The sequence below is a fragment of the Acinetobacter sp. ANC 3903 genome (assembly GCF_002135315.1).
Classification (GTDB): Bacteria; Pseudomonadota; Gammaproteobacteria; order Pseudomonadales; family Moraxellaceae; genus Acinetobacter.
Window position 1 is genome coordinate 76,153 of record NZ_NEGA01000001.1, and the last position, 11,966, is coordinate 88,118.

The 11,966-nt window shown below is 42.8% G+C and carries 9 protein-coding genes; 3 read left to right on the top strand and 6 right to left on the bottom strand.

The window, feature by feature from the left end:
* Nucleotides 1-9 precede the first annotated feature (9 nt).
* Nucleotides 10-1,689, bottom strand: coding sequence for an acyl-CoA dehydrogenase family protein (locus B9T29_RS00380; protein WP_086174017.1), 1,680 nt, complete (start codon nucleotides 1,687-1,689; stop codon nucleotides 10-12).
* A 94-nt stretch (nucleotides 1,690-1,783) separates the two neighbouring features.
* Here B9T29_RS00380 and B9T29_RS00385 point away from each other — a divergent pair, with 94 nt between their 5' ends.
* Both B9T29_RS00385 and B9T29_RS00390 read left to right on the top strand, forming a co-directional pair.
* On the top strand, nucleotides 1,784-2,404 hold the full coding sequence (locus B9T29_RS00385; RefSeq protein WP_086174018.1) for a TetR/AcrR family transcriptional regulator: 621 nt from the start codon (nucleotides 1,784-1,786) through the stop codon (nucleotides 2,402-2,404).
* A gap of 79 nt (nucleotides 2,405-2,483) precedes the next feature.
* Nucleotides 2,484-3,791, top strand: coding sequence for a hypothetical protein (locus B9T29_RS00390; RefSeq protein ID WP_086174019.1), 1,308 nt, complete (start codon nucleotides 2,484-2,486; stop codon nucleotides 3,789-3,791).
* Between the two features lie 50 nt (nucleotides 3,792-3,841).
* Here the strand turns inward: B9T29_RS00390 and katG are convergent, their stop codons facing one another.
* Nucleotides 3,842-6,034, bottom strand: coding sequence for a catalase/peroxidase HPI (gene katG, locus B9T29_RS00395; protein ID WP_086174020.1), 2,193 nt, complete (start codon nucleotides 6,032-6,034; stop codon nucleotides 3,842-3,844).
* A 403-nt stretch (nucleotides 6,035-6,437) separates the two neighbouring features.
* On the opposite strand from katG, the gene B9T29_RS00400 reads away from it, so the two are divergent.
* Nucleotides 6,438-6,800: a DoxX-like family protein gene (locus B9T29_RS00400; protein WP_086174021.1), complete on the top strand. Its 363-nt coding sequence runs from the start codon at nucleotides 6,438-6,440 to the stop codon at nucleotides 6,798-6,800.
* A gap of 6 nt (nucleotides 6,801-6,806) precedes the next feature.
* Here B9T29_RS00400 and B9T29_RS00405 read toward each other — a convergent pair whose 3' ends face one another.
* The 4 genes from B9T29_RS00405 to hcaD all read right to left on the bottom strand — a co-directional run bounded on the left by B9T29_RS00405 (nucleotide 6,807) and on the right by hcaD (nucleotide 11,964).
* On the bottom strand, nucleotides 6,807-7,862 hold the full coding sequence (locus B9T29_RS00405; RefSeq protein ID WP_086174022.1) for an MBL fold metallo-hydrolase: 1,056 nt from the start codon (nucleotides 7,860-7,862) through the stop codon (nucleotides 6,807-6,809).
* Between the two features lie 75 nt (nucleotides 7,863-7,937).
* Nucleotides 7,938-8,876 (bottom strand): cation diffusion facilitator family transporter, encoded by a 939-nt coding sequence (locus B9T29_RS00410; RefSeq protein ID WP_086174023.1) that lies wholly within the window; start codon nucleotides 8,874-8,876, stop codon nucleotides 7,938-7,940.
* Nucleotides 8,877-9,476: 600 nt separating this feature from the next.
* Nucleotides 9,477-10,379 (bottom strand): DMT family transporter, encoded by a 903-nt coding sequence (locus B9T29_RS00415; protein ID WP_086174024.1) that lies wholly within the window; start codon nucleotides 10,377-10,379, stop codon nucleotides 9,477-9,479.
* 352 nt (nucleotides 10,380-10,731) lie between these two features.
* Nucleotides 10,732-11,964, bottom strand: a complete 1,233-nt coding sequence (hcaD, locus tag B9T29_RS00420; RefSeq protein WP_086174025.1) for a 3-phenylpropionate/cinnamic acid dioxygenase ferredoxin--NAD(+) reductase subunit — start codon at nucleotides 11,962-11,964, stop codon at nucleotides 10,732-10,734.
* Between the last annotated feature and the right edge of the window lie 2 nt (nucleotides 11,965-11,966).

Sequence of the window (11,966 nt, forward strand, 5' to 3'; positions counted from 1 at the left end):
ATTATAAAATTATTTATCTTTAGCTAAAGCCCTTTCCAACAAGCGATCCACATCCACCTGCTTCGCTTCAATCATGCCCACCACTCGACCATGAAATTCGCTATAACGCGTTTGAATAAAACCTTCTGCCACATAGTCCGGTGCATAACGTTTCAGTAAAACAGCTTGCGCCAAAATCACCAGACGGCTGACCAGACTGCGCCCCATAAACTGCAAGTCATCGGCAGATTGCTGGAATAGCTTAAACAGACTTTGTAATTCATTTTTTAAGCTTTCATGCTGCATCGCTGTGGATGCCAAATCTTTAAACAGAAGATCGATGGATTCAGGTTCACGCCCAATCGCGCGCAGCACATCCAGACACATGACATTGCCCGAACCTTCCCAAATGGTATTCACCGGAGCTTCTTTAAAAATACGTGCCATGATGCCGTTATCGACATAGCCATTACCGCCAAAGACTTCCATCATCTCGCCAGTTAATTCAACAGCACGCTTGCAGATCCAGAACTTGGAAGCAGGTGTCATAACTCTTTTCCACGCCAGAGACAAAGCATCATCAGATTCATAGCAATGTGCCAAATGGAAACTTAAGTGCATCGCCGCTTCGGTTTCCAAGGCTAAATCTGCCAACACAGCACGCATCAAAGGCTGTTCGGCTAAATTTTTACCAAATGCCTTGCGCTGACGGGTATAGGCAATACATTGCACCAAGGCCTGACGCAGCATCGCTGTACTGCCAACGGAACAGGTCAGACGAGTGTAATTGGCCATTTCAATAATGGTCGGAATGCCACGCCCTGCTTCACCGATCATGATGCCCCAAGCTTCCTTAAATTCGACTTCAGAACTGGAGTTGCTGCGGTTGCCAACTTTCTCTTTCAGACGTTGCACATGAATATTATTCTTCGTGCCATCTTCCAGCCAGCGCGGAACAAAGAAACAGGCCAAACCATCTTGCTCTGTCTTCGCTACGACCAGATGCGCATCACACATTGGGGCCGAGAAAAACCATTTATGTCCAGTCAGCAAATAGGCCTTGCCGCGACCTGACTCGGCGACAGGAACAGCCATTGTTTCATTAGCCCGCACATCGGAACCACCCTGCTTTTCGGTCATGCCCATACCCAGCCAGATTGATTTTTTCTGGGCTATCGGCAGGTCACGTTCATCATATTCGGTGGACAGCAATTTTTCGCCAATTTTGGCCCACAGTTCTGGTGCACGTTGTATGAGTGGGATACTGCCAAGCGTCATTGAAGTGGGACACAAACTGCCGCATTCAACCTGTCCGCTTAAGTAAAAACGTGCTGCCCATTCCACCCATTTCGAAGATGAAGCCGCATGATTAAATGGATAGGCATGGCTTTCAAACTTACGATTTAAAGCCATCCATTTGTGCCAGGCAGGATGAAACTCAATGTAATCTTTACGGCGGCCACGCGCATCGAAGGCATGCAGAATGGGCGTGTGTTTATTGGCTAAATCGGCATATTGATAATATTCAGATGATCCCACCACTTTGCCCATATCACACAAGGTTGCTTGATCATGGCTGCCATAACGCTTCAATATTTCATGTAAAACCATATCTGATGAAAATAAATTGTAATCTTGCAGTTCATCAAACTGGTTGCTGATTTGATGGGTCATCCATGTCTGATTCGATAACTGGTTCGATGTATTCATCGTCTATATTTCCTGCTTGTTGTTCTGGGCTTTTCATTCCAGTATAGAGAAAAAATAGCCGCAGCATGTTCAGCTTTATTGAGTCTAATTTTTTATGAAAAATCCAGATATTCAAGTACGGCGTAAGCCACGTCAGTCCAGAGCCAAGCTGACTCAGGAAGCCTTGCAGGACAGTTTTGTTCGGCTTTTGCATGAGCGTGCTGCACATGACATTCCCATTCGGGAGATTACCGATTTGGCCGGTGTCGGTCTCGGCACCTTCTATGAATATTTTTCCAAAAAGGAAGATTTGGTTGCGCTGACCATTCACAGACATGTCAAAAACAATGCCGAAGACTTAAAAACCTATGCACAAAGTCTGATAAAGTTATCCACAGATTTGGCTTTGCAGGATTATTTAAAGCAAGTGATTCATTTTCAGCTTGAGCAGATTCAGGCACAGCAGTTTTTATGGGCGCAGATATTTTTACTGGAACGGCAAATTTCCAATATTGAGAGTTACCGTAAAAGTTACGAGATGATGCTGCAGATGTGGCAAAGTATTCTTGCACCGTTTATTCAGAATACTGAACAGCTCAAACAGATGAGTTTAAATGTGCAACGAGTGTGTTATGGTTTTATTTCGCAGACTTTGTTGATAAAGCCTGAGTTTGGGGAGTGGGAACAATTAGAATTTGATATATTTCAATTTCTACTGAGTATCAAAAATAAATAGAATAACTTTTTGAAATTTATTAAATAAATTTCAAATACCTCCATAATTTTTTAATATACAAACTTGCAGAGTAATAAACATGGAAAACTCAACATTCAAAGGAGCTGACCCCATAGAATTTAACGCTTGTGTAGGAAATAATGGTATTGTTAATTATTTAACCTATGCTAAAGGTTTTTCGAAAGCTGCCAATCTAATTTTAGATCAAGTAATTCATACCAATGGAAATGATGTAGATTCCTTTATCTATCCCATTTGTTTCAACATGCGCCACTCTATTGAATTACGATTGAAAGATGCTATTGAAGAGATTAATAACTTAGCTAAGATCCAAAAATTAAAATTAGATGACTTTAATTTAGCAGGATCACATAATATTAGAAATATTTGGGATTACTTTAAAATTAATTCTGAAAATTTAGATCAACGCTATCAAATAATTAATGATGCTATAAAAACAACTATTTTAGATATTGCTGAAATAGATTCTACGGGGCAAACTTTTAGATATCCATTTGATACAGAAAATGTAAAGCACTTAACTGAACAAAGCATCATTAATTGCTTAGTATTGAAATGTAAATTTAAAGAACTTGAAGAAAATCTTGATAACCTTCACTACCTAAATGAAATGTTAATTGAAGAGTACAGAGAAGGTACATTTACAAGCAAATTTTCACGCTCTCAAATTTTCAATTTGGTGCAAGAGCTACCATTACATAAAAGCTGGAAAACTAATTTAAATAAATCAGCTCTTCAAGAGAAATATACTTTAAGTAGTAGTGAGTTATCAAAAATCTTGACCTTTGTTCAAAACAATTATGAAATCAGTTCTAAGATTGGAATTAAAAAGAATTTAATTACGCTACCAGATGATTTTATTCTAGATATATGTTCTGCATGGGTATCATTTTTTCATGCTGATTTAAATTCTTTAAATATAGAAGGCGCTATATTAACAAATGAATCAGATTCATTTAACCCTCCAACATTTGATGAAATATTGGAATATTCAGAACAAAAAAAAGTTGTTTACAAAACCTTTAAAGAAAAAATAAATATAGACTTAGTTGCAGATTTATGGAGTTTATTTTACTTATCCCGAGACAATTATAAATATTCTGAAAGTTACCTTTGGTTATATGAGTCTTATCTACTAGAGGTTAAAAATGAATCTTCTCTTTTAGATGCCTTTAATCATGTATTCTTTAAAACTAATTTTTTAAGAAAAATTATTCGTAGCTTATTCTTTTTACAACAAATTGAGCTTGCCGAAAAAATAGTAAGCACTCTGAGTTTGGAAAAAATATTTCCCGAACTCATTTCTAAAGCCCGCGATAGAAGCCTATTTCAGAAATGGGAATATTTAGATTATCAAGTCTATTAAAAATAAAAAACCGCCCCTAAAGGCGGTTTTTCCAAACTGAATAAGTGAAATTATTTTTTCACATCAAAACGGTCTGCATTCATCACTTTCGTCCAAGCGGCAACAAAGTCCTTCACGAATTTTTCTTTGTTGTCATCTTGTGCATACACTTCTGCATAAGAGCGCAGAATCGAGTTCGAACCAAACACCAAATCTACACGTGTTGCCGTCCATTTTGCTGCCCCAGTCGCACGGTCTACAATCTCATAACGGTTTTTGCCGACTGGTTTCCAGTTGTAGGCCATATCAGTCAGGTTCACAAAGAAGTCGTTGCTTAATACGCCTTCACGGTCTGTGAACACACCTTCTTTCGCACCCGCATAGTTGGTTCCCAGTACACGCATACCACCAATCAGCACAGTCATTTCCGGTGCAGTTAAACCCAGTAACTGAGCACGGTCTAACAGCAGTTCTTCAGGTTGTGCAGTGTAGTCTTCTTTTAACCAGTTACGGAAACCGTCGTGTTTAGGCAACAAGTCTTCAAATGAATAGGCATCAGTTTGCTCTTCAGTTGCATCCCCTCGTCCCGGAGTGAATAGAGCTTTAATGTCCACACCCGCAGCTTGAGCCGCTTTTTCAACCGCAGCCGTACCACCAAGTACGATCAAGTCTGCAATACTGACTTTCTTCTCCAGACCAGCTTGAATTTCTTCAAGTTTCTCTAATACTTTCGCCAGACGTTCAGGTTCGTTACCTACCCAGTCTTTTTGCGGTGCCAAGCGGATACGTGCACCGTTTGCACCACCACGGTAGTCTGAACCACGGAAAGTACGCGCGCTGTCCCAAGCGGTATTGATTAACTCGGCAGTGCTTAAACCGCTGTTTAACAATTTCGCTTTGAGTTCTTCAATTTCTGCTTCAGGCAAGACATAGTTCACTGATGGAATCGGGTCTTGCCAGATTAAATCTTCAGCAGGAACATCGGCACCTAAATAGCGCGATTTTGGCCCCATATCACGGTGAGTCAGCTTATACCATGCACGTGCAAACACTTCCGAGAAGTAAGCAGGATCTTGGTAGAAACGCTCTGAAATTTTACGATATTCAGGGTCAATTTTCAGTGCCATATCGGCATCTGTCATCATCGGGTTACGACGAATATTCGGGTTGTGCGCATCAACAGGTTTGTCTTCCTCTTTGATGTTGATCGGTTCCCATTGTTTCGCGCCTGCCGGGCTGATGGTTTTTTCCCACTCGTAGGTGAACAATAAATGGAAGAATTCGTTGTCCCATTGGGTTGGATGCGTAGTCCAGGCACCTTCCAGACCACTGACCATGGTATTGCCCCCATTACCGGTACCTTCAGGGTTATGCCAGCCTAGACCCTGGAATTCAACATCTGCACCTTCAACGTCTTTACCCAGTAATTCGGCTTTGCCGTTACCGTGTGCTTTACCAATAGTGTGGCCACCTGCAGTCAATGCCACAGTTTCTTCGTCATTCATGCCCATACGGTCGAAGGTCACACGCATATCCTGTGCTGTACGCAGCGGATCCTGCACACCATCCACGCCTTCAGGGTTCACGTAAATCAAACCCATCTGCACGGCAGCAAGCGAATTGTCTAATGACTTACGGTCCTGGTCATTTTCATAACGGTTTTTAGTGGCATCCAGCCATTTTTTTTCAGAACCCCAATTGATATCTTTTTCAGGGTGCCAGATGTCTTGACGACCGCCACCGAAACCAAAGGTTTTCAGACCGGCTTCTTCATACGCCACCGTACCGGCCAGGATGATCAGATCGCCCCAAGAGATTTTATTGCCATATTTACGTTTAATCGGCCAAAGCAGACGGCGGCCTTTATCGGTGTTGACGTTGTCTGGCCAGCTGTTGAGTGGCGCAAAACGCTGGTTACCGGTATTGGCACCACCACGACCATCCTGCTTACGGTAAGAACCGGCCAAATGCCAGGCAGTACGCACAAACATTCCAATGTAGCTGCCATAATCTGATGGCCACCACTCTTGGCTGCTGTTAATCAGTTCACGCAGATCTTGTTTCACTGCTTCTAAATCCAGTGAATTGAATGCTGTGGCATAATCAAAATCTGGATCTAGCGGATTGGTTTTTTTGTCGTGTTGAGAAAGAATGTCAAGATTTAGAGCATTCGGCCACCAAGCCGCATTTGAGCTGGCGGCATTGGTATTGCCACCCTCTTGGTGGAACGGGCATTTGGCTATATTTTGCATATCCTTATTCATATCTGAGCTCCAAATTAATCATAAAATGACGATTGTCATGAACCGTTAAAAATTTCTGACTCATCATCAAAATAGCTGTTTTTTATGACAATAGAAAGCAAGTTATATGAATGAAAACCATCGAAAAAGCCTATTTTAAAACGGGATTAAAAACAGGATTTATCAACCTTCATAACAACAGGTCAAATTTTTAGAACTACATTTAGTGATAAAGACAATCAGGATTTGAGATTTTGGACAATATTTCTGATTAAAAATAATGTGCTATAGTGAAGTCATAACACACAAGAATACCTCCCATCATGTCGATCAAGCATAATCGCTACTGCTAAGAACAGACCGTATTTTCTGGAACCTGCCATTCGTGAATCATAAGCTGTAATTAGAAAGACCCCTTCGACTTATTCAGATCACGCTTGCGGTACTTTGGATTTATCAGGGATTAATACCCAAAATCCTGTTTCAATCGACTGCGGAAATTGCAATTTGGCAGAGCATGGGTTTAGAACTGGCTTTGGCAAAAATCTGTGTTGCGCTATCGGGCATGATTGAAATGATGTTTGGCTGTACTTTTGTGATTTGGCCAAGAGCCATCATTTTGCATCAGCTGAATATTCTGGGTTTAGCCGGATTATTACTGCTGATTATGCTCACGAATCCCTTACAACTCACCCCTGCATTTAATCCAGTGGTGATGAATATGGCCATGATCGTCATTTCAATGCTTGCCATTCAAATTTTAAAGCTCAAAAACCAGCAACCTTAAAAAAGATCAGACCACCAAACGCCGCCCTTCCCGTATACAGATAAAAGGTGTCATCAGTTTAGAAGTGTTTTTCATCGCGATCTTTAAGTCGATTTCCGGCTGTTCCCGACTTTCATCGGTCAGTTGAAAGGTTCGGTAATGAATGGCCAGCGAACATTTGCAATGTAAATCCTGATGCGCCTGAAAAGCCTCTTGCGGGTTCATGTGCATATAACCCATCAGCTCGCGCGGTTCATAGGCGCCTATCGGCAACAGGGCTACACGTGGTGCGCCCAAACGGCTGTGAATTTCTTTAAAATGCGGCGAATAGCCGGTATCCCCAGCAAAGAAACAGTGATCTTTTCCAGTCAGCACCGAAAATCCGCCCCAGAGTGCCCGGCTATGATCGCGCAAGCCACGACCGGAAAAATGCTGCGCCGGGGTATAGATAATTTTTAACTCATGCAATAAAGACGATTGCCACCAGTCCATTTCCAGCACATGGAAACTTTTAGGCAAATACCAGGAGTTGCCCAGTCCGGTATAAATCGGCATGGCAAATTTATCATGTAGCCACTGCAAGCTGGCCAGGTCCATATGGTCATAATGATTGTGACTGAGCAGCACGGCATGAATGGTCGGCAATTCTTCCAGGGCAATGCCCGCAGGAATAACCCGTTTTGAACCTTTGCCCGGCGCAGGGCCGGCATATTCACCCCAGACCGGATCGGTTAATAAATTATATGGCCCGATCTGTAACAGCACCGTGGCATGTCCGACAAACCAAACCTGCCAATCATCCATATTTGCCTGAGGACGATCCTGGGGAATGGCACGTTTGTTTGCATGGAATTCGGCATGTTCCTTAGCGCTATCGACATTCCATGTGGATGACTTGCGGGTTAACAGCCATTTTATCAAGTCGGCGCGACCACGCCCTGCTGGCCGTGGTAAGACATTGACGAATCGCTCACCATTATGGTGATTCGAATACATAAACTGAAATGAAGGCTGACGCCAGGTATGTGACCAGCATGCTTTGGTCGGGAGTTGAAAGTGTAATTGCTCAGGCTTTTGCTTCATGTACATTTAATTTCTTAGTGTGACCGCAACATCCAGAATCCGATATTCTGAATGCCATGCCATATATATCACGTTTTATTCCAAACGTCCTTGCATACGTTCCAACCACACCTGCTTAGTCTGCGGTTTGATAAACAATGCCACAATTTCCGGATGAATCTGTTTGATTTTCGCTTCAATTCTGTTGACGCAAGCCTCAATATCATCCGAACTCAAGTTATCTTCAAATTCCAGACTTAAGGAAGCCAGTACTTGATGTGCCCCCATCTGTTCTGTCAGCACGCCATTGGCCGACTGTACCGCCTCATCTTGCTGCGCAATCAGTAAGATGTCATTACGCAGTTTTGGATCGGCCGTCTCACCCAGCAATAAACCCTTAGTTTCGCGAGCCAATAAAATAGCAGAAACTGCCAACACAATACCAATCAGGATTGAAGCCACGCCATCCAGTTCAGGAATATTCAAGGCATGCGCCAAATAAATGCCGATCAAGGCAATCAACAGCCCGCATAAAGCAGCGGTATCTTCAAACAACACGGTAAATGTGGTGGGATCTTTACTGCGTCGAAACGCCTCGAAATAGCCTTGCTTGCCTTTCACCTTACGGAACGCTTTCAAGGCCACAAACCATGAGGTGCCTTCACATACAATCGCAATCACTAAAACAATATAATTGATGCTGGGATTGAGCATTTCTTCGGGATGTAATACGTGTTGTATGCCCTGATAGATGGACACAATGGCACCCAGTGCAAACACCATCAGTGCCACAATAAAGGCCCAAAAATACAGTTCACGGCCATAACCAAAAGGATGCTTGTAGTTTGCTGGCTGCTGGGATTTTTTCATGCCATAGAGCAGCAGAATTTCATTCAGGGTATCCACCACCGAGTGAATGGCTTCACTGAGCATGGCTGAACTGTTGGTGATATATGCCGCCACAAACTTGACCAGCGCAATCGCCAGATTACCTGCCAGTGCAGCATAAACCACAATCTTGTTCGAATCAGACATTCAAATTTGTCCTAAGCATTTTTTGCTAAGCGTTATTGTTATCAAATAGATCTATTTGATTTTTATAGCTCTTTGCATAGTACTGAATGTTATTGTTCTGGTGGTTTATTCTTTTGTTGTTTTTAGCGCAACTGCTGGTTATTTCACCAGTGAGTATGTTGATGTTTCATTTGAAACGCTGTGGTGAAATATGATGCATTTTCACGATTCACAGATTGTAAACGATTCAAAAAAGAGACCGAAGCCACTGCTGTCCCATAATTTAATTTTATTTCAGCACCGAATTAACATGATAATATTTTAAATTTAAGTATTTGATATTTATTTATATTTAATTTTTTCACAGCCCTGTCTTTTCTTTAAAAGTTTAAGTAACTTTGTGTAGGCTGAACCCTACTTTTGACAGACCAAAAGTAGGCAAAAGTCTTTATTCCCCATACACGACATCCTGAGCCAGTTTTAAGCACTGCTTTAAAACGCAGCGCAAGGATGGGGAATGTGTGGCATCCTTGCCACACTCACAAATCTAACACCTGGAATTCAACTATGGGACAGTAGTGCGTCGAAGCTTCCTTTTTCAGTTTTATCTACCCCATTGTATTAATGCAGTTTAGAAAAATACTGTTCACGCCACTCTTTCCAGAAATACATCACAATCCCGAACATCACCACCACAATACCGAAAAAGGCATTTGGGCTGATATGCTCATGATTCAGTGTCGCACCCAGTACCAGTGCAATCACCGGAGTCATGACATTACTCAGTGATACAGTCGATGCAGCCAAACGGCGAATCAGCCAGAAGTAACATAGCATCGCCACAATCGAAGACATGATCATGGTAAAGACAAAACCAATCATGGCCTCGGTGCCTGGAAGACGGGTCGGCATATGCTGCCAGATAAATGGAATCATCAATACCGAACCCAAGGCAGAAACCAGCAGTGAACCTGCCGCCTGTGACATCGGGCTGAGTGGCGCATTAATCTGTTTCACCCAGAAAATCGAACTGATATAAGACACTATGCTAATCAGCATCAGTACCACACCAATCGGATTGATTTTACTGTCGGCAGAATCGGCAAAGACGAAGGTCAAACCTGAAACCGCAATCGCCATACCCAGCCATTGTAGCCAGATCAGTCTTTGGGTTTTTAAAATCACATGCCCGATCAGACCGGCGATCAGCGGTGAAAAACCGAAGATCAGCGCCATTAAACCTGAAGTTAAATAGTTCGCGGCAAGGTAAATAAAAAGCTGCGCACCGATCAGGTTCAAACTTCCCGCCACATAACTTTTTAACGAAGTCTGATCAAAAGGCAGCGGATCACGCATCAGCTTTAAAAGGAATAAGGCAATGATTGAAGCGCCAAAATACCGGATAATCAGCACCCACATCGGGTGCACTTCCTGCACACTCCAGACAATCGCCAGTGGCGTGGTGGCCCAGATCAGTACCAATAAAGCGTAAATACTTGCCGTGACAGGCAGCGAAGACTTCATAATTTTCTCAAATGAATTCAAACAAATTTAGCCAGCCAAAATTTTAAATTTTAGCTATCTTCGTTCGCCACCGTGACAGCGGCATGGATGCCGCTTACTGAACTGGGGTATAAGGATATCTTGCGAAGTACACTTCTCAAGTTCAGTAAGGGATTTGTGTTACCTTGCGCCTAATTGGGCTCATCCCTCAAAAGTGAGAAATTGCCTACGCACTACCATCAATATATAGTGCGAATTTTGAGGTTGTGAGTGTTTTTAAAATATATTCTGTAAATAGCAGAAAATTTTTAATGCTCATAAAAAACAGACCTAAGGTCAACCTTAGGTCTGTCCAAAAATATCTCAATAAAACTTAAGCAACTTTGCGTAAATCCAGGCTTAAATCAAGATGTTTTCCTGCTTCAAAAGCGGTGTTTTTGCTGATCATTTTTTTCAAATGACGCATTTCTTTGGCTGCATTCACGGTAATACCGGCAACGATCTGACCGTCAGTCACGCCGTACATCACAAATGAATTTTCTGCACCTTTGGCTGCATCCATTTCACCACGGATCTGCCATTCAGCTGCTGCCATATCACCCACAAACTGGAAGTTAATGTTGAGCTGATCAGTCCAGAACCAGGCCGGATTGGCTTTTGGATGCTCTACACCCATCACGTGACGCGCGAAAATACCTGCCTGAAGGTTGGCATTTTCCCAGGTTTCTACACGACGGTGCAGACCATCTTCACGAAGCTGAGTGGCTACGTCACCTGCTGCATAAATGTCAGCATTTGAAGTCTGGCAGTTTTCATTGACTTTGATGGCAACATCAACATCCAGACCGGCATCTACTGCAAGCTGTGCATTCGGCACAATACCAATCCCGTAAACCACCGCATCGGCACGAAGTTCTTCGCCACCTTCAAGAGTCACGACAACTTCTTCACCCTCTAGACGACAGTCTGCAATCTTGGTTTCAAGACGCACATCCACACCATTTTGACGATGCTGTTCAAGCAGGAATTCACTCAAGATACGTGGTGAACAACGGCCCATCACCATAGGACCCATTTCGATTACGGTCACTTGACAGTCTTTGTAACGTGCTGATGATGCAAGTTCCAAACCGATTACACCACCGCCGATCAAGATCAAACGGCGACCGGCTTGAAGTACAGGAACCAGTGCTTGTGAATCTTCAAGGTTACGTAGCGTATAAACATGTTTACCCAAAGCATCGAAGTTGGGTAAACGGCGCGCTGCACCGCCAGTGGCAAGCAGCAACTTGTCATAAGCAACCACATCACCATTTTTAAGTTCAATGGTTTTTGCTTCACTGTTGATTTTCACCACGCCATTGCCACGAATGGTTTCCACACCCAAATCTGCCAGTTTTTGTTCTGACAGAATTTCGATTTTGGTTTCCTCTGGCTTTAAGATCACATCTTTAGACAAAGGCGGACGTTCATACGGCAGATGTGTTTCATCACCCACCAAAATGATTTTGCCTTCGTATTTGTTGGCACGGAGTTCTAAAATGGCGCTAGCACCAGCTTGACCAGCACCGACGATAACGATGGTTTCGATAGCATTTTGGCTCATGG